The sequence below is a fragment of the Vibrio sinaloensis genome, assembly GCF_000808535.1.
GTDB lineage: Bacteria > Pseudomonadota > Gammaproteobacteria > Enterobacterales > Vibrionaceae > Vibrio > Vibrio sinaloensis_D.
The window spans coordinates 25,449-47,641 of the sequence record NZ_JWLV01000013.1; the positions used below are offsets into that span (position 1 = coordinate 25,449).

The window sequence follows — 22,193 nt, forward strand, 5'->3', positions numbered from 1 at the left end:
TACAGCTGACATTATCGCTGTTCATCTTTATTGGGTACACTAAGCGCAGTTATTTTAGGAGCCTGACCTAATGCAAGAAATTAAATCATTCAATGAAAAACGCGCAGAAATCTATTGGTGGCTATCGAGCTTATTGGCGAAAGAGCTCACTCAAGAGGCGTTAGACCAATACCATTCAGCCGAGATTCGTTCGTTTCTCTCTGGGCTTGGCGACAACCCAGATCTAAAACCTTCTGTCGACAACTTAGTTGATGCACTAAATCGACTTATGGACCGTGAAGACGCGCAGCTTGAATTAGCCGCAGATTTTTGTGACTTATTCCTTAAATCAGACAGAGACTCTGCCCTTCCATATGCGTCGATGTATGTAGGCAAAAGCGGACTGCTTAACGATGAGCCGGCGAGAGAAATGGAAGCACTAATGCAAAAGCATGGCGTCCAAGTTGATGAAAACCTAAATGAACCTGCGGATCATATCGCGATTGAACTCGACTTCCTTGGTAATCTGATTATTCGCTCGAATGGACTTGAAAGTGATGTTGAAATGGAAAACGCACTTGAAGAGCAAGACAAGTTCATCAACCACGCACTACTTAATTGGGTGCCAAAGTTCGCCGCTAAGTGCAAAGCTCTAGATGATTTCGGATTCTACTCTGCCATTGTGACGTTAATGGTTGCGTTTATGGAACTTGACTCTCGCTACCTAAAAGGCGAATAAATACGAGCTTTTGTGACCACGAGCAGGGAACAAAAACCTTTTTATTTGCGCTTAGTTTGTTTGCGGTCTAGAATCGTGACCGCAAACGATAAAAATGAACGAATTAAATACAAACCGCTAATTATAAGCGGTTTTTGTGTTTCTGATACTTTCTGCCAGATTATCCTACACTTAGGAATATTGTTTCGTGGCAGTCATCGACAGGACAAAACCTTATGGCCACCATAAAAGACGTAGCGCGCTTAGCCGGCGTATCAACAACTACTGTATCTCACGTAATTAATAAAACGCGTTTTGTTGCCGAAGCGACCCAAGAAAAGGTCATGGAAGCAGTAACAGAGCTGAACTATGCGCCTAGTGCCGTTGCTCGAAGCTTAAAGTGTAATACAACACGAACGATTGGCATGCTGGTGACTCAATCAACAAACCTCTTCTTTTCAGAAGTTATTGATGGTGTTGAGAGTTACTGTTACCGCCAAGGTTACACGCTGATTTTGTGTAATACCGGCGGCATCTATGAGAAGCAACGCGACTATATCCGCATGCTTGCAGAAAAGCGCGTAGACGGCATCTTGGTCATGTGTTCTGACCTCACAGAAGAACTCAGCGAAATGCTTGACCGTCATAAAGACATTCCTAAAGTGGTCATGGACTGGGGCCCTGAGAGCTCACAAGCTGATAAGATCATCGACAACTCAGAAGAAGGCGGCTATCTAGCGACTAAATACCTGATTGAGCGTGGCCACAAAGATATTGCTTGTTTGAGCGGGCACTTCGAAAAAGCAGCATGTCAGGAGCGTATCGCAGGCTTCAAGCGAGCAATGAACGAAGCGAACTTGGCAGTTGATGAAGACTGGATCCTTGAAGGTAACTTTGAATGTGACACTGCAGTCCTAGCCGCAGACAAGATTGTTGCAATGGATAAACGCCCGAGCGCCGTTTTCTGCTTCAACGATACGATGGCACTGGGTCTAATGAGCCGCCTACAACAAAAAGGTATCCGCATTCCAGAAGATATGTCCATTATTGGTTACGACAACATCGAGTTAGCGGAATACTTCTCTCCACCGCTCACGACTGTTCACCAACCGAAACGACGTGTCGGTAAGAACGCGTTCGAAATTTTGTTAGAGCGTATCAAGGACAAAGAACACGACAAGCGAGTGTTTGAGATGCACCCTGAAATTGTCGAGCGCTGTACCGTGCGCAACCTCAACAAATAACATCATCACTCAGCGCCTGACTCTTTGATTAATTATCAGTCAGGCGCATATAACCCGCCAAATTACTGAACTAAGATCACATTTACTCACTACAAGTGTGATACTTACCTCAAATATTATTTATTCTTAACTTGTTCGATCAATGCCACGAACAGGGCAAACCATTTCGAAAGGATGGGACGCAAAGCCTCCGGCCTTAAGTATACTTATACAAGGTAGCGGGGTTGCCGATGGCAAAAATGCAAAACTAGTACATTAAGCTTTCTCGTAAACTGGACGCGTCTCAATACTGAGTATGAGCAGACATGGAATTCGTCGAGATTTTACGAAGTGTTTTCTTGTATGACACCTTACTGACAAAATTTCTGCATTATTTTGCTAATCTCTCGGACCTGAATTGGTGGCGTATACATATACACCGAGAAAATACAGCATGGATAAACCAATACTTAAAGACTCAATGAGACTATTTGAGCAACTTGGTCAAATTAAGTCTCGTTCAATGTTTGGCGGCTTCGGCATATTCGCAGATGAGACGATGTTTGCTTTAGTGGTCAACGATAAGCTTCATGTAAGAGCGGATGCTCAGTTAATCAAACAGTGCAATGCCCTTTCTTTGGAACCCTACGTCTACAAAAAACGTGGTTTTCCCGTTGTGACTAAATATTTTGCTTTGAGCGATGACATTTCCTCAGACAATGAAAAAACACTGGCATTGGCAAGACAAGCGCTGATCGCAGCAAAAGAAGAGAAAAAAGTACAATCGAAAGCGAAACCAAATCGCTTGAAAGACCTACCCAACCTGCGCTTGGCAACAGAAAGAATGCTAAAGAAAGCGGGGATTGACGATGTCGAGTCACTGGAAGAAGCGGGCGCTGTTAAAGCGTACAAGGCAATTCAATCGACACACTCAGCAGAAGTGAGCGTTGAACTGCTGTGGGCACTAGAGGGAGCAATCAAGGGCACACATTGGTCTGTTATACCGCAAAGCCGAAGACAAGAACTACTGAATAAATTGAGCAACTAGCTCAATCAATCGATGAAAAAGCCAGCACTTGCTGGCTTTTTTAGTCTCTAAGGAAATATTTTCTTCTCGCTCTCGTTCTTATTGTCTATATCAATCATTCCCTATACTAACTTAAGTATGTAACTATAGGGTCAGAGTTATCCTTGCGAAGAGTATTAAAGGACGCGATTATGAATAAAAAATTGATCTTGGGGATAGTCTTAGTTGCGCTTATCGCCTTTCTGGCGATGAACTTTGGGCAATACCTGACGCTCGAAAACGCGAAAGCTCAGCAGCTTGCACTCTCAGATTACATCAGCAAAAACTTCGTCTTCGCCGCATTGACTTACTTTTTCGCGTACGTCGCCATAACCGCGTTTTCCATTCCTGGAGCAGCCGTTGTTACGCTTCTGGGCGCTGCGCTCTTTGGGTTTTGGACAAGTTTGCTGTTGGTCTCTTTTGCCAGCACCATTGGTGCCACGCTCGCCTTTTTAAGCAGCCGTTTCCTATTGCGAGACTGGGTGCAAGGAAAGTTTGGCGATAAGCTGAGTGCGATTAACCAAGGTGTAGAGCGTGATGGGGCGTTTTATCTATTCTCACTAAGGTTGATTCCTGTCTTCCCTTTCTTTCTTATTAATTTACTCATGGGATTAACGCCTATTTCGGTAGCTCGATTCTATTTTGTCAGCCAACTAGGTATGTTACCCGGCACCGCCGTTTACTTAAATGCGGGTACTCAGTTAGCGCAAATTGAGAGCCTGTCTGGCATTGTCTCGCCTTCCGTCTTAGCGTCATTTGCTTTACTGGGTCTTTTCCCAGTCATTGCGAAATGGGTCATGAATAAAATTAAGTCATCGCCATCCGCACAAAATGGCTCGACGTCATGAAAATCTACTCAGCGAGTAATCCCCCCGAAGCTCACATTGTCTGTGAGCTTTTAAAGTCTCAAGACATCAGCTGTGAGGTTCGTGGTGAAGGGATATTCGGGTTGCAGGGAGAAGTCCCATTTGGTGAAAACAGCGAGCCTTATGTTTGGCTTTTAGAACCAAATAAGCGCAATAAGGCGAATGAGATCATCGACCAATTTAGGACAACGCAAAATGGTAGCGACTGGCACTGCAGTCAATGTGGAGAAGTCAACGAATCACAATTTGGGGTTTGCTGGCAATGCGGCACCGCGGCAGATTAAGTCGCCTTAATTTGCTGTTGTATAAAGGCAATCGAATGCTGATTGAACTCTTCCGGACGCTCTACATTACACACATGTCCACAATCAGGAATCTCAAGCAATTGACTCTGCTGGTGAACGGCAACCATCTCTTTCACTGGCTTAATAAACATGTAGTCTCGCTCTCCCATTAGATACAGCGTCGGAATTGGCAATTCTCTATCTTTGAAATACTTCATTAATGGGTTTACTTCTGCCGTGAGTATAAACCAGCGCTTAAACTCTTTCTGACACAGTTTTTTAGCTTCGCGGATAAACAGGTGACGTGATTCTTTCTGTGTTCGCTGTGGCATCACAATATAAGCAAACAAGCTGTATAACCACATATAAGGCACGATGTGTTTACATAAGTTGCCCAGACGCACCAATACTTGTGAACGCGTGTTCAGGCGTGTTACTGCCCCACCCAGCACCATGGATTTCACTCGCTCCGAAGCAAGCTCTGCGATATTTCTTACGATGATCGTTCCTAAAGACATCCCAACGAAGTGTGCTGACCGAATCTTGAGATGATCCAGAACTTGGAGAATGTCTTGCGTGACCGCCTTAAACGTGTAGCTGTTCGCCATGATCTCCTTTAGTAGCTGATTTGATCGTCCGTGCCCTCTTAGGTCTATGAGCAACAAATTGAAGTGCTGCTTGTACGCTTTGATTTGTTTGAACCAAATAGACGAACTGCCTCCGGCTCCATGCACAAAAACCACCCACTCATTGCTTGTTGGGTGTTCAAATGTTTTGTGAAATAGCATTTCAGAGTTCATAGTGACGTTCAGAGTTTCTTACTGGAATAACTTGGAAGCAGAAGATTAGCACAAACTAATGCAATTTTAATTCAGCTTATGTCATTTCGTGTTACTTATCTTGTCTAAAACTGAAAAAATACAAAAAAAGGCGTCATACGACGCCTCAATATGCTTAGCTTGTTCCCTTACCCATTGAGCGCACTGTGGTAAAGCGTCAAATACTCATCTGCCGCTTTGCTCCAGCAGAAATTTTGCTCCATTGCGTATAGTTGCACGCGTTTTACTTCGTTAGGTTGTTGTGCGTAAAGTAACAGCGAGCGCTGTAAAACAAGAAGCAACGCAATCGGTTCAGGTTCATCAAATACAAAACCCGTTGCGATCGCAGGGTTCTCATCGTAGTCGTTAACGCTATCTTTCAACCCTCCAACACCTCGGACGATAGGCAAAGTGCCATAAGCCATACTATAGATTTGGTTTAAACCACAAGGCTCAAACTCCGAAGGCATCAAGAAGAAATCCGAACCCGCTTCAACTAAGTGGGCTAACCCATTGTCATAGGCCTCGACAAACTTGAATTTGTCGCTGAACAGCGCTTCCACCTCTTTCAGGCGCGAAGCCAATACTGGGTCACCGGTACCAACAATGACAAGTTGAACATCGTGCTTCAAAAACTGTGACAGGATAGGCAATAGGTAATGCACACCTTTTTGATTGGTAAGGCGACACACCATTCCATACATAGCGACATCTTTTTCAGCCAGTCCTACCGTTTCCTGCAAGCTGCGCTTACACGCTCGCTTCCCCCTAACCATACTTTGGCGGTTAGCTCGATAGTTGGCAGGCAGGTATGCATCCGTTTCAGGGTTCCAAGCAGAATAATCACATCCGTTCAAAATCCCCACTAGATCATCCGCACGACGCTGAAACTCGGCGGCCATGCCATGGCTACCCAGTTCAGTTTTCAGTTCGTTTGCGTAGCTCGGACTCACAGCATTAATTTTATCTGCATTTAGCACCCCAGCTTTTAGCATGGTGACGTGCGAAGGGCTCACCGCCGCATCAGGTGCGTAACGAGCATGAAACTCAGGTAGGCATTGCAACTCATCATAGCTAAACACACCTTTAAAGACTGCATTGTGAATCGATAAAACACTTTTAGTTTTAGCGAAAAATGGACAAGAGCCATAACGATGTGTAAGCAAAAACGGGACCAGTCCAGTGTGCCAATCATTGGCGTGAACAATATGCGGTTGAAAATCAAGCTTTTGCAGCATATCTAGAGACGCAGCGCTGAAAAAGGCAAATCGCTCACCATTGTCGGAGTAAGCTTGGTTATTCTCAGCGTACATTTCAGGACGGTCAAAATATTGCGGACAATCGATCGCATAAACAACGACACCAGAAATCGACAGTTCACGAACTTTATACGAGGTATGCGGCCAGTGCTCTAGCTGTGTTTCCAGAATGACTTGCGCTTGCTCTATCCCTTTTACATTTCGATAAGCGGGTAACGCTAAACGAACGTCTTGATTGAGTTCTCGGAGCGCTTCAGGAAGCGCCTTGGCCACGTCCGCCAAGCCGCCACTTTTGATCAATCCTTCGACTTCCGATGCTACGAATAGAATAGATAAATTCTTAGTAGCCAACACGAGCTCCTTTTGGAATAACTACGATGCCTTCATCGGACACATGGAAGTGCTTTTTATCTTCTGTAAGGTTCACACCAATTTGAGTGCCCGGTGCGATATCAGCATCTTTATCGACAATTACACGACGCAATACACAGCCTTCGCCGACTTTCACGTCGCCCAGAAGGATACTTTCACTGATATCACACGCCGATGCAATATTACTGCGGAAGCCAAGCACACACTTCTCGATTCTTGAACCACGCACATAGCTGCCGTTACATACTAGACTATCGATGATTTGCACACGCCCGTTATCTGAGTCAGTGAACGTTGCGGGTGGTAATGGTGGGTAGTAAGTGTGTAGCGGCCACTTGCGGTTATAGAGCGAGAAAGGTGCATCTTTTTCCAACAAGTCCATATGTGCTTCCCAGTACGCGCCAATCGTACCTACATCACGCCAATATACTTCTTCCTTTTCACCCGTGATTCGGTTGGTGCTAAAGTCGTAAACGTAAACGTCTCCGCATGGGAACATTTTTGGAATGATGTCTTTGCCGAAATCATGGGACGAATCTGGGTTGTCCGCGTCTTCAATTAACTCAGAGAACAATCGATCCGCTTCAAAAACGTAGTTACCCATTGAAACCAATGCGTGCTCTGGGTCCCCTGGGATTGACTTTGGATTTTCTGGTTTCTCTTGGAAGCCGACCATACGTCCTTCTGCATCGACTTCAATTACGCCAAACTGCGAAGCTTCAGACAATGGCATACGAAGCGCAGAAACGGTCAAGGCCGCTTGCTTTTCTTTGTGGAAATCGAGCATCTGCTTGATGTCCATTTTGTAAATATGGTCAGAGCCAAAAATACAGACTTGATCCGGTTCTGCCAATTCCATAAAACGTAAGTTTTGATAGATCGCATCGGCTGTCCCTTCATACCAACGCTTGCCGGTGCGCATCTGCGCAGGAATAGGGTCGATAAAGCGATCTGTTATTCCATTAATGTTCCAGCCTTTCTTCAGGTGGTGGAACAAAGATTGTGATTTAAACTGAGTCAGTACGTAAATGCGCATCAAATCTGCATTAACAAAGTTATTCAATGCAAAATCGATCAATCGGTAACTGCCGCCAAATGGCACCGAAGGTTTACTACGAGACTCGGTCAATGGACGCAAACGCGAGCCTTCTCCACCAGCAAGGATCATACCTAAAACACCAGCCATTCTATTCTCTCCATATAATATTTTTTCGGATAAGCATATTTTTTTATTGGGGGGCTTATCTCATTTCCTAAGAGCGCACGACACGAAAAGCATGCCACTCTACAACCTAACGTCGTTAGCAATCCCTACACAAAAAATGTGCAAGAGGTTTATTATAAGTTATCGTATTTCAAAAAGATTACAATTTAAAATATGCTGTACTAACAGCCGCACACGCATTACTTTTCATCACTCTGGGTTAGCTCACACAATGCCCTCCAACTGGTACAACTCCGTAACAGATTAACTACAAATTAGTGATACTTGCATGAATAAGTGAGGCATTACTCGACTTTTAGAACAATTGAGATTGTAAATATATGATTAAAAAAGGATTACAGATGCATGTTATGCAATTTGATCCGCAGGTGCTCGACAATGATGAATGTAGACCTTTTCGCCCGATTTTCCCTTAGCAAGATAAAGCGCTCTGTCTGCCATGGCCAAAGCCTCTCTTTCTGAGGAACCAGGATGAATAACGGTCCCTCCTATGGCCAAGCTGTCGGTTAGGCGTTGAAGGTGCTCGCTGTCCATTTGTTCTGATAAAATGCAAGATTTAATTCGTCCTGCAAGCTGATTCAAACTGCACGGGTACTTTGTTCGTACCAAGACTATAAACTCATCGTCCTCCCAACGAGCAGCTTGGTCATAGACTCGGATGGCGTGACAAATCCCTCGCCCCGCGGCTGACAACGTAGATTCAAAACTTGCCGAGGCCGTTTCGATCGTTTCGTCATCTGTTAACCCCAGATCTATCCAAATAAGGCCAAAGGCAGTTTGCTCTCTTTTAGAGCGTGCAATTTCCATTGCCAAGTCCTTCTCCAACCCCTTCTTATTCCACAACTGAGTCACAACATCGACCGTGGTTAATTCATCCAGCGCAGCCGTGCGCGAAACCACCATTTTATGGAGTGAATGGCGACTTTTCGTCAGTTCTTCTTCTATAACAGACAAATGGTTTGCCAAGTCGCTACTGCGTTCACTAACAAAATAATCACTCTCCTTCGCGAGTTTGTGAATTCGCTGGGCAGAGATTTCAAGGGGCTTAACCCAAACATTCAGCCAGTAATAGTAAGAGAACCCTCCAAACAGCAGCGTGATCACGACAAAGATGTAACCCAGATTGCTGTACGTCCATGGTGGCAACATACTTTCTACATCAACAAACGTGAGCTCATACCATCCCAACTCTTCGATGTAGTTGATGGAGACAACCGCTCGTCCTTGATTTTGCTCGATCATCAGGGACTCCGCCTCTTGACCGTATTTTTGCTTGCGCATGAATTGGGTCAGCACCTCCAAATCTTGGCGATTAGGGATCATCGATGCCAATTTGGGCTTCTCAAACTTCGCCTTTCTCAGTGGATAATCGAATTGGCCAGATTCTAAAATCAGTTGAACTCTGTGCTTCTCATCGACAAAAAACGTTCTTAATGAAGAGGTATCAAGATGCGCTAACTGACTCGTAAAGAGATCAATATCCATCCCAGTCCCTACGATGCCGAGAAACTGACCTTTGTCGAGAATAGCTTGGTTGATCCAAACCTTGGTTCGATCGATATGGATGTCTTTCGCGATGTTGACTGAAAGGCGTTGACCTTGCGCTTTTTGGTCAAAATACCAAGTGTCAGTCACAGAGGTTGGCTCTAAATAGTAGCGAAGATATGATGGCTGGCGAATGCTGGGGACATCGTTGTAGTGATACGACAAGTCACCGTCAAGCGCGATAAAGAAATTCTTGGATTTGAATTGCCAACGATATCGTTCCAAAACAGCTTCTGCGGTACTACGATAGACTTCATCGCTCGCATTTCGGCCCCATGACACGATGTGCGGGTCTGTGGCAATCTTTTGGGCAAGTGCGACTTCTTCTAATATTGGTGCTAGTGTTTGCTCAATGTCATGCTGTGCAGCCACTTGACTGTACTTCCAAATCAAATCTTGTACGACGCTATCGACAGCTTTCTTTGATACGGTATACGCGGTTACAGCAAACACACCACTGACCAGTATTAAGAACAGCAACAAGGTTTCTCTTAATTTCATATTATTATCCCAACTAACACTTAACCAATAGAAGCTACTAACTAAGTTGTCAAAAGAGATAATCATGAAATAAGCAATAAACACCTTGAATGCTCAAAAAGCATACATTCATTGCAACTATCTACTACTTTAGTGATATGACGCGTATTAAAAAAGCAGCCAATTGGCTGCTTTCGTTGTTTTGAGCGAAAAGTCGTTACTTTTTCTTCGCTGGCTTTTTACGCTTATCCGTAATTTCCCATTTACCGTCAATGTAGAGCGCCGTGTAGCCTGATGGCTTACCATCTACTTCAGAGCGAACATAATTCTCTTTCGTTTTACGGCTAAAGCGCACAACCATCGGCAAGCCATCTGGGTCTTTCTCTGGCGCTTCAGTTAAGTAGTGGAACTTAGGTGAAATACGCTCTTTAAATCGAATCAGCTCTTCTACTAATGGTGCTCGAGTCTCGCGCGATTTAGGGAAAGTGCTAGCGGCTAAGAACAAGCCCGATGCGCCATCACGCAACACAAAGTAAGCATCAGAGTTTTCACACTCTAGCTCAGGCAGATGCACTGGATCTTCTTTCGGTGGAGCCACTTCGCCATTCTTTAGGATTTTACGCGTGTTTTTACACTCTTCACTCGTACAATCCATGTATTTACCAAAACGACCGTTTTTCAGCACCATGTCGCTGCCACATTTGTCACACTCGACAACGGGGCCATCGTAACCTTTTACTTTGTACTCACCATGCTCGACGACATAGCCTTCACAATTTGGGTTATTACCACATACATGAAGTTTACGCTTGTCATCAATCAGGTAAGCGTCCATTGCCGTTTCACAAATTGGACAACGTTTTTTCGCACGAAGGGCAGCGGTTTCGACGTCTTCTTCAAGAACGTTGATAATGCCGTCTTCATCACCAAGGTTAATCGTTGTTTTACAACGCTCTTTCGGTGGGAGTGCGTATCCAGAACAGCCTAGGAACACACCGGTCGATGCCGTACGAATGCCCATTTGGCGAGAACACGTCGGGCATTCAATATCGGTATAAACGATATGATTTGGCTTCATACCGCCTTCTGCTTCATCCAGTTCCGCTTTCGCTAAGTCGCCAGTAAAATCCGCGAAGAAGTCATCGAGTACATTCTTCCAGTCCGCATTACCTTCAGCAATCTGGTCGAGCTTTTCTTCCATGCGTGAAGTGAACTCATAGTTCATTAGGTCGTCAAAACTGCCGTCTAAGCGGTCAGTCACAATCTCACCCATCTTCTCTGCATAGAAACGGCGTTGTTCAACTTTTACGTATCCACGATCTTGGATCGTTGAAATAATAGAAGCGTAAGTAGAAGGTCGACCGATACCACGTTTCTCAAGCTCTTTAACAAGTGCAGCTTCAGTAAAGCGCGCTGGTGGCTTGGTAAAGTGCTGCTTAGGCTCAAGTGCGACCAGATCAATTTTATCGCCAACTTGAACCGCAGGAAGAATCTGGTCTTCATTTTTTCCCATAGGACGCTGAACACGAGTCCAACCATCGAACTTCAGAATACGCCCTTTGGCTTTAAGGGTGTACTCTGCCGCTTTCACGCTAACCGTTGTTGAGTCGTATTTCGCTGGCGTCATTTGACATGCAACGAACTGGTTCCAAATTAATGAATACAGTTTGTGCGCGTCAGCTTCCATACCATTTAGGTCTTCGGCTTTGACGGAAACATCAGAAGGTCGAATTGCCTCGTGCGCTTCTTGTGCTCCCTCTTTGCTTCCATAAACGTTCGGCTTAGCGGGTAAGTACGCATCACCAAACTCGCTACCAATGAAACCACGCACAGCATCCACGGCTTCTGAACTCAAGTTAGTTGAGTCGGTACGCATATACGTGATGTAGCCCGCCTCATAGAGTCGTTGAGCTAACATCATGGTTTTCTTAACGCCGTAGCCTAAACGCGTGCTGGCGGCTTGTTGAAGCGTCGATGTGATGTAAGGTGCTGATGGCTTACTAGACGTTGGGCGATCTTCACGTTTACAGACTTCGTATGCCGCTTTCTCAAGCACTGACATCGCCGATTTGGTTTCTGCTTCGTTAACTGGCTTAAACGCAACGCCGTCTTTTTGCGCCACTTGCAAGCGGAAATCTGTTTTGTCAGCCGTTTTAGTATCAGCATGAATGTCCCAAAACTCCTCAGGAATGAAGGCTTTGATTTCGCGTTCACGTTCTACCAATAACTTTACCGCTACCGATTGAACACGACCTGCAGACAAACCGCGCGCTACTTTTTTCCAAAGTAAAGGAGAGACCATAAAGCCAACAACACGGTCCATAAAACGGCGCGCTTGCTGAGCATTGACACCCGGCATGCTTAACTCGCCCGGTTTTTCAAAAGCTTGTTGAATTGCGTTTTTGGTGATCTCATTGAACACCACGCGCTTGTATCGCTCTTCATCGCCACCGATGATCTCACGAAGGTGCCAAGCGATGGCTTCTCCTTCGCGGTCCAAATCGGTTGCGAGATAAACGCTGTCAGCGTCTTTGGCTAATTTTTGCAACTCAGCGACCACTTTTTCTTTGCCCGGAAGCACTTGATAGTTTGCTTCCCAGCCGTGGTAAGGGTCGATACCCATTTTTTTGATGAGCGCTTTGCGATCTTTTTCTTTTTTGATTCGCGCTTTTTCTTCAGCACTTAAGCCTTTGGTTGATACCGCAGCTGCTTTTTGACCCGTGCTTTGGCCAGCGGTCGGCAGATCACGTACGTGACCCACACTTGACTTTACAATAAAGTCTTTACCTAAATACTTATTGATGGTTTTCGCTTTGGCTGGCGACTCCACAATAACCAGTGACTTACCCATAATTGACTCAAGTGTCCTATAATGACGGCCAAACGACATTAGCGTATGGCATGCTTAATGCTTCAGTTCTTTTTTTACTATTGAGCGAGATTACAAGAAGATCAATATCTTTTTCAAAAATAAACTTTAACTGCTCGACAATTCGACGAAAGTCGATGGACTAGAAAGGGTCACATACTAAACGTCTGTTAATCCTAGATGCTAGTTTCTCAATAGTTTTTATGCCTCTTGTCACAAAACCAATCGTACGAGGGATTCCAAGCAGCTCGGTAAACCCTTGATCTAGACCATTTGCAATCCAACAGATTAATCTTAGAATCACCGCATTATTTCTTAGTGTTAACCATGATCACAAACGAGTACGACTATGAGCGATAAGAAAGTTATCTCGCAGTTTGAACTGCTGATGATTGCGAATCACATCATCCAAGAACACGACGACTACATTGAAGGGATGCGCGCGGACAGCGTAGAAGAAAAAGACGGTGTGTTGGTTTTTAAAGGCAATTACTTTCTTGATGACAATGGGCTCCCAACCCCAAATACCACAGCCGTATTTAACATGTTTAAATACTTAGCTCATCACCTATCAAAAGAATTCACCTTGGAAGGTTGAAGATAAATAGAACAAGGGTTGGTATTTTGTACCAACCCTTGTTTCTGTTATACCCTATCGAATATGACGATCAAACTTAAGAGCTCAACCCCGCCAACTTATCAAAGTAGTCAGGGAAGGTTTTTGACGTACACTTAGGGTCGTTGATTGTCACTGGCGTATCGCTTAATGCAACCAATGAAAAACACATCGCCATACGGTGGTCATCATAAGTATCGATCGCTGCGTGAGTGAGCTTCGCTGGCGGATTGACGATGATGTAGTCTTCACCCTCTTCCACTTCTGCCCCAACTTTTCGTAGTTCGGTTGCCATTGCAGACAGACGATCGGTCTCTTTTACACGCCAGTTATACACGTTACGAATTGCCGTGGTCCCTTTTGCAAATAGAGCCGTCGTAGCGATCGTCATTGCCGCGTCGGGAATGTGGTTGAAATCCATATCAACGGCTTTCAGCTCGCCAACTCGCGAAATAACATAGTCGTCACCCCATTCGATCTGTGCACCCATTTTCTCTAGCGCATCCGCAAATTGAATATCGCCTTGAATGCTGTTTTTGCCGATACCAGTGACTTTAATTTCCCCACCTTTAATCGCGGCGGCAGCAAGGAAGTAGGATGCAGATGACGCATCGCCTTCAACCAAAAAATCCCCTGGCGCTACATACGATTGACCTTTGCGGATAACAAACTCTTGGTAGTTATTGTTTTCAACGTTAACACCAAACTGTGCCATGATGTGCAGAGTAATATCGATGTACGGTTTCGAGACTAAATCGCCCACAATTTTAATCGTTACATCATCTTGCGCGAGTGGCGCAGACATCAAAAATGCTGTTAGAAACTGGCTTGAAATCGAACCGTCGATTTCGACCGTTCCACCTTTTAGCCCCGTACCGTGAATTTTAAGTGGCGGGAAATTCTCGTTCTCTAGGTACTCAACTTCTGCACCCGCTTGACGCAGGGCATCAACCAAATGGCCAATCGGGCGCTCCTTCATGCGAGGCTCACCAGTTAATACGTATTCACCTTGGCCAAGACATAGCGCTGCAGCCAAAGGGCGCATCGCAGTTCCGGCATTACCAAGGAAAAGCTCTAACGCTTGTGCAGACTGAAAGGGCTGACCCAAGCCTTCGACTTCACATACTGTCTTATCTTCGGAGAGTTGATAGTGAACACCAAGCTGAGTCAGTGCGTTCAACATATGACGAATGTCATCACTATCAAGTAGATTGGTGAGTCGAGTCTTGCCTTTAGCAAGAGCGGCCAGTAGCAGGGCGCGGTTTGATACACTTTTTGAACCAGGCAGGTTCACTTGTCCAGAGACTTTATTGATTGGTTGTAACGTAAGGCTTTCCATTAAAATTGATATTCCTTGCTCGCCCAGCGTTACTTACCAGGCGATGAAAAATTCTTCGTACTTGCAGACTATCTAAAATCCCCACGTAAAACCAGTCCAAAACGGGGATTAACACTGAATAATTATGTCATCCAAGCTCATGATAGAAAACAAGATGCTCAATAGGTTTTATCAACTCTGACGCCTTCATCAAAATAGAGAATTCGGACGTCATCCCCTCGTTCGAATAACATCTGATTATCAACGTCTTGAATCACATCGATGAGCTGACCTTTCTCTGTTTTGATCAGAATTTCAACCAATCTATATTCTATTCGATACTCTTGGTTGGCGCGGTTTCGAGCAACGCCCGCTCCAGCGATTGCGCCCACCGCAGTGGCCACTTCCTTCCCACGTCCATCGCCAAATTGATTGCCGATAACCCCGCCAACAACGGCACCCAACAAGGTTTCCCAACCAGAACTTTGAGCTTTTACAATATCTTGCTGACTGATGTAACGGACTGTTTCAACTTTGCCAAACACGACATCATTAACCGGACGAGCCGTATTTCGCTGATATGCTGCATTGGCAATTAGCGGAAAAACCAATATGATCCACAATAATTTTTTCATTTTCATACCCTATTTCATGACGCTCTATCTTACCGAACTTGATCCTGATGAGATTTGGTTCCCTTCGCCACAAGATGCCTTGGACGACCCCAATGGTTTACTTGCTATCGGAGGCGACCTCCGCCCTGAGCGGCTTGTCTTTGCTTATCAAAACGGCATTTTCCCTTGGTATGGCCCCAATGAGCCCATCCTATGGTGGAGTCCCTCGCCAAGAGCGGTGTTTAACCCTAAGACATTCAAACCCGCCAAAAGTCTCAAAAAGTTTCAACGTAAACACGGTTACTCAGTCAGTATAAATAGAGCAACAGAGTTAGTCATTGACCAATGTGCAGCGCTAAGGAGCCCAGAAGAAACTTGGCTGAATCCCGATATGCGGGTTGCCTATAAACGCCTTGCCAGTTTAGGTTATTGTCACTCTGTGGAAGTTTGGTTAAACGATGAGTTAGTAGGCGGTCTCTACGGTTTATCCATTGGCCAGATCTTTTGTGGTGAGTCGATGTTTAGCGTAAAAACCAACGCGTCCAAAATAGCACTTTGGTTTTTCTGCCAACACTTCAAAGAGCATGGTGGTCAATTGATCGATTGCCAGGTGATGAATCCACACCTTCAATCGTTAGGCGCGTTTGAACTTGAAAGAGAAGAATTTGCTCAAAGCCTGCTATCATTTAATCAACACCCCGTAATGAAAGATTGTTTTAAACAACAGTGGCTAAAGTCACCAACTGAGGGAATAAATGAGCTCTGATCTACAACAGATCCGAATTGGACTCACAGACAGCCATCAATGCAGTTATTTAACCGACAGACAAGAGCGTGTCGCCGTTGCGCTCGATCCATCAATGCATTGTGGTTCGAGTTACGAAGTTCTGCTTGCCAACGGATTTCGTCGCAGTGGTGACACCATTTATAAACCTCACTGCGACAACTGCAGTGCTTGTCATGCGTTGCGAGTTTCTGTCCCTGACTTTCAGATGTCAAAGAGTCAAAAGCGACTGTTAAACAAAGCCAAATCCTTTGAATGGACGCTCAAAGAAAGCATGGATGAGGATTGGTTTGAGCTTTACGCCCGTTACATTGAGGCGCGCCATCAAGCGGGCTCCATGTACCCTCCCAGGAAAAATGAATTTTCCTCATTTTCTGCTTGTGCGTGGCTGAATACTCAATACTTTCACGTCTACGATGATGGAAAACTGATCGCTGTTGCCGTGACCGACATTTTGTCCAATAGTGCCAGTGCTTTCTATACCTTCTTTGACCCCGACTATGACCTCTCTCTCGGTACGTTAGGCGTGTTGTTCCAGCTTCAATACTGTCAACAACAAGGCAAACAGTGGCTCTATTTAGGCTATCAAATTGATGAATGCCCAGCGATGAATTACAAAGTCCGCTTTCAACGCCATCAAAGGCTAGTAAATCAGCGTTGGCAAGGGTAGAATACGCCCCAACTTTACATAATTCATTTTTAGCGGCATTATGCGCTGGTAAAAATTGCCCATTTTGAAAAGAGGATTAAATGGCTAAAGAAGACGTAATTGAGATGCAAGGCACTGTCCTTGATACTCTTCCAAACACAATGTTCCGTGTTGAGCTAGAAAACGGCCACGTAGTTACAGCTCACATCTCTGGTAAAATGCGTAAGAACTACATCCGTATTCTTACTGGTGACAAAGTAACTGTAGAGATGACTCCATACGATCTATCTAAAGGTCGCATCGTCTTCCGTGCTCGTTAATCTCCGACTGCCTCGCGCAATCAGAATTAGTCGAATACAACAAAAAAGCGAAGCCTAGTGCTTCGCTTTTTTGTATCTCATGATTATCCTGTTCTCAGCCAAGTAAATAGGTATTGCTTCTACAAGCCGCTTGTTCATGATAAATAATCCCCCGATAGAACAGCAGGTACCGCATGCTTGTTCACAATACCCATTTATGCGCCCGTCTCGTCAGATGAACATGATTGGGCTTCTGAGTAGGTATTATGCAACATGCATGCGCCAAATTCGGATCACTCATCACTAGGTGGCAATATCGATTTAGCGGCTTGTGGAATAATACCTACTTAGGCGCCCTCTGACTCTTAAGCTATTTACCCAGTGCTTCTTTGTAGTGCTCACGGCATACAGACACGTATCGGTCATTGCCACCAATCGCAACTTGATCACCTTCCGCAATCGCCACGCCATGCTCGTCGGTACGGATAACCATGTTTGCTTTACGACCACAGTGACAAATGGTTTTTAGCTCAACCAGTTTGTCTGCCCATGACAGCAGATATTTACTCCCCTCAAAAAGCTCCCCGAGAAAGTCCGTTCTTAAGCCGTAGCAAAGTACAGGGATATGGAGTTTATCCACCACTTCCGTAAGTTGATACACCTGCTCTTTCGATAAAAACTGGCATTCATCCACTAAAATACAGTGACGTTTTTCGACTTCGTTAAGAGCAGAGATTTCTTTGTAAAGATCCGTTTCACCATTAAATAGCTGCGCGTCTGACTGCAAACCGATTCGAGAGCTAACTTTTCCAACTCCGTAACGATCATCGAGTGCTGCAGTAAAGATGACTGGTGTCATACCGCGCTCTTGGTAATTAAATGATGATTGAAGAAGAGTGGTTGATTTACCCGCATTCATTGCCGAGTAATAGAAGTACATCTGAGCCACTGGGGTTTCCTGTTTAGAAATATATAAAAACTAAAGAAAAGGGCTGAATGAACAGCCCTTATAAATGCTTAACGCTTACTTACGACGCCAAGTCGTTCCTTCTGGGCCATCTTCAAGTACGATACCCATTTCAGTAAGCTTATCGCGCGCCATATCAGCATTAGCCCAATCTTTTGATGCACGCGAATCGTTACGCAGCTTGATGAGAGCTTCAATTTCAGCTACTTCATCGTCATTGCCTGCATCACCTTTTAGGAAGGCCTCTGGATCTTGATGGAGAATACCGATCACGTCAGCGAGTTCACGCATTAATGCGCCCAATGCACTCGCTGCTGTGAGGTTTTCTGTTTTAAGACGGTTGATCTCACGAGCCATATCGAACAGAACTGAATACGCTTCTGGTGTATTGAAGTCGTCATTCATCGCATCCGTAAAGCGTGTCACGTACTCTTCACCGCCAGCGGCGTCTACAGATGCATCTAAACCACGAAGTGAAGTATATAGGCGTTCTAGAGAAGCGCGGGCTTGGTTAAGGTTCTCTTCGCTGTAGTTCAATTGGCTACGGTAGTGGCCAGACATTAGGAAGTAGCGAACCGTTTCGGCATCGTAATGACCTAGTACATCACGAATTGTGAAGAAGTTACCAAGTGACTTAGACATCTTTTCACGATCGACCATCACCATGCCACTGTGCATCCACGTGTTCACGTAGTCTGTACCATGAGCACAGCAAGATTGAGCGATCTCATTTTCATGGTGCGGGAACTGAAGGTCTGAACCACCGCCATGAATGTCAAAGTGGTTGCCCAGAATAGACGAGTTCATGGCTGAACACTCGATATGCCAACCAGGACGACCTGCACCCCAAGGCGACTCCCACGTAGGCTCTCCTGGTTTAGACATTTTCCAAAGCACAAAATCTAGCGGGCTGCGCTTCGCCGATTCCACATCGACACGTGCACCCGCTTGAAGCTGGTCAAGGTCTTGCTTCGATAGCTTGCCGTATTCGTCAAACTTTTTCACTTCAAACATCACATCACCGTTGCTTGCAACGTATGCAAAACCACGCTCAATCAGCTTTTCAACCAGCTCGATGATTTCTGCGATGAACTCCGTCGCGCGAGGCTCTACGTCTGGACGCTTCATGTTTAGCGCGTCAAAGTCAGCGTGCATTTCGCCGATTAAACGCTCGGTTAGCGAGTCGCATGACTCACCATTTTCATTCGCACGCTTAATGATTTTGTCATCGATGTCGGTAATGTTGCGAACGAACGTAAGATCGTAGCCCAAGTAACGTAGGTAACGCGAAACCACATCAAATGAAACGAATGTGCGACCATGACCGATATGACAGAGATCGTAGATGGTTACCCCACAGACATACATGCCTACTTTGCCGGCAGTGATTGGTTTGAATTCCTCTTTCTGTCTCGTGAGTGTGTTGTATATCTTTAACATGATCTCTATCTAATAATTAGGTGAAATAAAATAGTGTGCCAGTATATCAACTAGTCTTCGCTAAGGTAATCCCTCGAATGCGCAAAAAGCCGTCAATAACACCGATACTCAAGTCTCAACCCTCACTTTTCACGTATTAATGTCATAAAAGTTAAGATAGAATCTTGGGTTCAAATCAAAAACCATATGTAAAGGACATAGTCATGATCACCCTTCACACTAATTTTGGTGACATCAAAATTCAGCTAAACGAAGAGAAAGCACCAGAAACAAGCGCGAACTTCCTACAGTACTGCCGTGATGGTTTCTACGACAACACTCTTTTCCACCGTGTTATCGATGGTTTCATGATTCAAGGTGGCGGTATGGAGTCTGGCCTTCGTGAGAAAGCAACTCGCGCTCCAATCAAGAACGAAGCAAATAACGGTCTGAGCAATAAAGTGGGTACACTAGCAATGGCTCGTACTATGGAACCGCACTCAGCAAGTTCTCAGTTCTTTATCAACGTAAACAACAACACATTCCTAGATTTCCGTAGCGAAAGCCTAGATGGTTGGGGTTACTGTGTATTCGGTGAAGTGGTTGAAGGCATGGACATCGTTAACAAAATTAAAGGTGTTAGCACTGGTTCATACGGCATGCACCAAGACGTACCTCTAGAAGATGTGCTAATCACAGGCACAACTATCGAAGAATAACGGTAGTTAGGAAGAGCCTCGCGCTCTTCCTTTTCTTTTAGGTAAGCTCACCCATGACAACACTATTTATCTCCGACTTACACCTGTCCCCTTCTACTCCTGAGATCAATGCTTGTTTCCGCAAATTCATGCGAGAAGAAGCGATTCATGCAGAAGCCCTATACGTATTGGGCGATTTGTTTGAGTTTTGGATTGGCGATGACGACAAGTCCGACTTTGCCTCCACCATCCGCGAAGAATTTAAGAGGCTCACAGAGAACGGTGTTCCTGTCTTCTTCACACAAGGAAATCGTGACTTTCTCGTGGGGAAACGCTTTGCTAAACAAACGGGTGTTACTCTGCTTGGTGATGAAACGACGATAGACTTATACGGAAGAAAGGCCGTTGTCCTGCATGGCGACACATTATGTACCCGCGATGTCAATTACCTAAAATATCGAGAGAAAGTTCACCAACCTTGGCTCCAATGGGTGTTCAATCGCATTCCGATGTTCATCAAAAAGAAGATCGTGTCTAAGGTTCAGTCAGATATTAAAGATGACAAGCAAACCAAATCGTTAGAGATCATGGATGTGACTCAAAGTGAAGTCGCACGCGTAATGGCAGCTCATGGTGTTGATCTGATGATCCATGGCCATACTCACCGCCCTATGGTTCACACATTTGATAGAAGTGGTACGACAAATACTAGAATTGTATTAGGGGATTGGTACACTCAAGGTTCCGTGTTGAGCTACGATAAAGAATCCTTCGAACTGCAAACTAGACCGTTCAGCACCGACTAAACGATTGATTTTTCTCAATCAGCTCTGATATTTTTTATGCAGCAGAATATCTGCTGCGAGTCGTAAACCTATTCATTGAGCGCGGCATTAACCTTGAAATATTCGTACATTGCAAGACAACCTATACTTGATAAATCCAAAAAAACGGTTGGTTACGAGCTACTTTTTAGGGACGGACCCAAAAATACATTTCCCGCGATTGACCCTGAGCACGCAACCAGTCGATTACTCTCCGACCACTTTCTCTCTACGCATTACGCCACCTTAGGCGACAAACTTGGGTTTGTGAACTTTCCCTATCAAAGTTTGATCAATAAGGTGCCAACATTGTTCCCTGCGGACAGTTTGGTGATTGAGATTCTTGAAGATTGCGAACCTACAAGCGACTTGTTAGACGCAGTCAAAGAGATGGCTGCGCTCGGCTATAAAATCGCACTCGACGATTTTGTTCCCTCCAAAGAATGGCGAGCTTTTCTGCCTTTTGTATCCATCATAAAGTTTGATATTCAAGCGATTTCGCTGGACAAAGCACAGCTGTTTATTGATCGGTTCTCAAATAGCAACATTCAATTCTTGGCTGAAAAAGTAGAAACCCACGAGGAATTCGCTAGAGCCAAGAAAATGGGTTTTGACTACTTTCAAGGATACTTTTTCAGCAAGCCTGAGATGATTCAAAGAAAGTCGCTTGAGCCGTCATTTATGACTGTTGTGCAACTGTTGACGGAAATTTCCCATCAAGAGATCAACTATGCCAACGTCGAATCACTGATCAGCACAGACGTCACCTTGTCTTATAAACTGCTCACCTACGTCAACTCTTCTGCACTTGTTAGCAACAAGATTCAATCGTTTAAGCAGGCATTGGTTTACCTAGGAGAAGACAAGCTTCGCAAGTTCATCTCATTGGTGGCGCTGGCTTCTACCCAAGAACACAAACCCGATTACTTGTATGGATTGTCAATTCAACGGGCTCGTCATTGCGAATTACTTTCCCGCTCATTAAGCCCAAAGCTCGAAGCTGGACAAGCCTTTTTGATGGGGATGTTTTCTCTACTCGATAGCTTACTTGATCGCCCAATCGAGCAAATCATTAATGAGGTTCCCGTCGAGGAGTCAATCAAACTCGCATTGACAGACGGTGCCGGCGAACTTGGGCAACTACTTGGGCTAATCCGTGCTTATGAGAGAGCACAATGGGATGACGTCTCTCAGTACTGCTCCGTGCTAAAATTAGATCAACCTGCACTGAGCGAAAGTTACGAGAAGTCCGTTAAATGGACCGCTGAACTTCTCGCCGTACAACGATAAAACTTGGAGTA

General features: G+C 44.9%; 21 protein-coding genes and 1 riboswitch. Of the genes, 12 read left to right on the forward strand and 9 right to left on the reverse strand.

The genetic code is table 11. The features are described 5' to 3' along the window. Positions 1-70: 70 nt before the first annotated feature. From torD to RJ47_RS10260, 5 genes are all read left to right on the forward strand, one after another. Complete coding sequence (torD, locus tag RJ47_RS10240) at positions 71-718, forward strand: molecular chaperone TorD (protein WP_039483652.1); 648 nt, start codon at positions 71-73, stop codon at positions 716-718. Positions 719-933: 215 nt separating this feature from the next. Further along, positions 934-1,941: an HTH-type transcriptional repressor PurR gene (gene purR / locus RJ47_RS10245; protein WP_005470597.1), complete on the forward strand. Its 1,008-nt coding sequence runs from the start codon at positions 934-936 to the stop codon at positions 1,939-1,941. Positions 1,942-2,086: 145 nt separating this feature from the next. Next, positions 2,087-2,173, forward strand: a riboswitch (cyclic di-GMP riboswitch). A gap of 201 nt (positions 2,174-2,374) precedes the next feature. Next, entirely contained in the window at positions 2,375-2,968 is a 594-nt protein-coding gene (locus RJ47_RS10250; protein ID WP_038138885.1) for a TfoX/Sxy family DNA transformation protein, read from the forward strand. Between the two features lie 170 nt (positions 2,969-3,138). After that, positions 3,139-3,834, forward strand: a complete 696-nt coding sequence (locus tag RJ47_RS10255; protein ID WP_039483654.1) for a TVP38/TMEM64 family protein — start codon at positions 3,139-3,141, stop codon at positions 3,832-3,834. Further along, positions 3,831-4,136 (forward strand): putative signal transducing protein, encoded by a 306-nt coding sequence (locus RJ47_RS10260; protein WP_039483656.1) that lies wholly within the window; start codon positions 3,831-3,833, stop codon positions 4,134-4,136. The genes RJ47_RS10255 and RJ47_RS10260 overlap by 4 nt, the downstream gene beginning before the upstream one ends. Here the strand turns inward: RJ47_RS10260 and RJ47_RS10265 are convergent. The 5 genes from RJ47_RS10265 to topA all read right to left on the reverse strand — a co-directional run bounded on the left by RJ47_RS10265 (position 4,133) and on the right by topA (position 12,686). Then, positions 4,133-4,936: an alpha/beta fold hydrolase gene (locus RJ47_RS10265; RefSeq protein ID WP_039483658.1), complete on the reverse strand. Its 804-nt coding sequence runs from the start codon at positions 4,934-4,936 to the stop codon at positions 4,133-4,135. The two genes, RJ47_RS10260 and RJ47_RS10265, sit on opposite strands and share 4 nt — an antisense overlap. Positions 4,937-5,103: 167 nt before the next feature. Further along, positions 5,104-6,564: a glycogen synthase GlgA gene (gene glgA / locus RJ47_RS10270; RefSeq protein ID WP_038212934.1), complete on the reverse strand. Its 1,461-nt coding sequence runs from the start codon at positions 6,562-6,564 to the stop codon at positions 5,104-5,106. Continuing rightward, positions 6,554-7,771 (reverse strand): glucose-1-phosphate adenylyltransferase, encoded by a 1,218-nt coding sequence (gene glgC, locus RJ47_RS10275; protein WP_038138894.1) that lies wholly within the window; start codon positions 7,769-7,771, stop codon positions 6,554-6,556. The genes glgA and glgC overlap by 11 nt, the downstream gene beginning before the upstream one ends. A 387-nt stretch (positions 7,772-8,158) precedes the next feature. Continuing rightward, a complete protein-coding gene (locus tag RJ47_RS10280; RefSeq protein WP_039483660.1) occupies positions 8,159-9,856 on the reverse strand; it encodes a GGDEF domain-containing protein in 1,698 nt (565 codons plus the stop codon). 196 nt (positions 9,857-10,052) lie between these two features. Next, complete coding sequence (topA, locus tag RJ47_RS10285) at positions 10,053-12,686, reverse strand: type I DNA topoisomerase (protein WP_039483662.1); 2,634 nt, start codon at positions 12,684-12,686, stop codon at positions 10,053-10,055. 367 nt (positions 12,687-13,053) lie between these two features. On the opposite strand from topA, the gene RJ47_RS10290 reads away from it, so the two are divergent. Beyond that, entirely contained in the window at positions 13,054-13,302 is a 249-nt protein-coding gene (locus tag RJ47_RS10290; RefSeq protein WP_038138902.1) for a YciN family protein, read from the forward strand. 76 nt (positions 13,303-13,378) lie between these two features. On the opposite strand, the gene aroA is transcribed toward RJ47_RS10290, so the two are convergent. Both aroA and RJ47_RS10300 read right to left on the reverse strand, forming a co-directional pair. Then, a complete protein-coding gene (aroA, locus tag RJ47_RS10295; protein WP_038212928.1) occupies positions 13,379-14,659 on the reverse strand; it encodes a 3-phosphoshikimate 1-carboxyvinyltransferase in 1,281 nt (426 codons plus the stop codon). A 158-nt stretch (positions 14,660-14,817) separates the two neighbouring features. Continuing rightward, on the reverse strand, positions 14,818-15,273 hold the full coding sequence (locus RJ47_RS10300) for a glycine zipper 2TM domain-containing protein (RefSeq protein WP_039483752.1): 456 nt from the start codon (positions 15,271-15,273) through the stop codon (positions 14,818-14,820). 16 nt (positions 15,274-15,289) lie between these two features. On the opposite strand from RJ47_RS10300, the gene aat reads away from it, so the two are divergent. The 3 genes from aat to infA all read left to right on the forward strand — a co-directional run bounded on the left by aat (position 15,290) and on the right by infA (position 17,005). After that, on the forward strand, positions 15,290-16,018 hold the full coding sequence (gene aat / locus RJ47_RS10305) for a leucyl/phenylalanyl-tRNA--protein transferase (RefSeq protein ID WP_039483665.1): 729 nt from the start codon (positions 15,290-15,292) through the stop codon (positions 16,016-16,018). Continuing rightward, positions 16,008-16,706, forward strand: coding sequence for an arginyltransferase (locus RJ47_RS10310; RefSeq protein ID WP_039483667.1), 699 nt, complete (start codon positions 16,008-16,010; stop codon positions 16,704-16,706). The genes aat and RJ47_RS10310 overlap by 11 nt, the downstream gene beginning before the upstream one ends. A gap of 80 nt (positions 16,707-16,786) precedes the next feature. Beyond that, a complete protein-coding gene (gene infA / locus RJ47_RS10315) occupies positions 16,787-17,005 on the forward strand; it encodes a translation initiation factor IF-1 (RefSeq protein ID WP_001040192.1) in 219 nt (72 codons plus the stop codon). A 349-nt stretch (positions 17,006-17,354) separates the two neighbouring features. Here the strand turns inward: infA and RJ47_RS10320 are convergent, their stop codons facing one another. Together RJ47_RS10320 and cysS are read right to left on the reverse strand one after the other, a co-directional pair. Continuing rightward, entirely contained in the window at positions 17,355-17,933 is a 579-nt protein-coding gene (locus RJ47_RS10320) for a thymidine kinase (RefSeq protein WP_039483669.1), read from the reverse strand. A gap of 75 nt (positions 17,934-18,008) precedes the next feature. Further along, complete coding sequence (gene cysS / locus RJ47_RS10325; RefSeq protein ID WP_038192910.1) at positions 18,009-19,391, reverse strand: cysteine--tRNA ligase; 1,383 nt, start codon at positions 19,389-19,391, stop codon at positions 18,009-18,011. Between the two features lie 203 nt (positions 19,392-19,594). Between cysS and RJ47_RS10330 the strand changes: the two genes are divergently transcribed. The 3 genes from RJ47_RS10330 (at position 19,595) to RJ47_RS10340 (ending at position 22,182) form a co-directional block, all read left to right on the forward strand. Then, positions 19,595-20,089, forward strand: coding sequence for a peptidylprolyl isomerase (locus RJ47_RS10330; RefSeq protein ID WP_038138919.1), 495 nt, complete (start codon positions 19,595-19,597; stop codon positions 20,087-20,089). Positions 20,090-20,142: 53 nt separating this feature from the next. Further along, entirely contained in the window at positions 20,143-20,874 is a 732-nt protein-coding gene (lpxH, locus tag RJ47_RS10335; protein WP_038192913.1) for a UDP-2,3-diacylglucosamine diphosphatase, read from the forward strand. A gap of 93 nt (positions 20,875-20,967) precedes the next feature. Further along, positions 20,968-22,182 (forward strand): EAL and HDOD domain-containing protein, encoded by a 1,215-nt coding sequence (locus tag RJ47_RS10340; RefSeq protein WP_039483671.1) that lies wholly within the window; start codon positions 20,968-20,970, stop codon positions 22,180-22,182. The last annotated feature ends 11 nt before the right edge of the window (positions 22,183-22,193 follow it).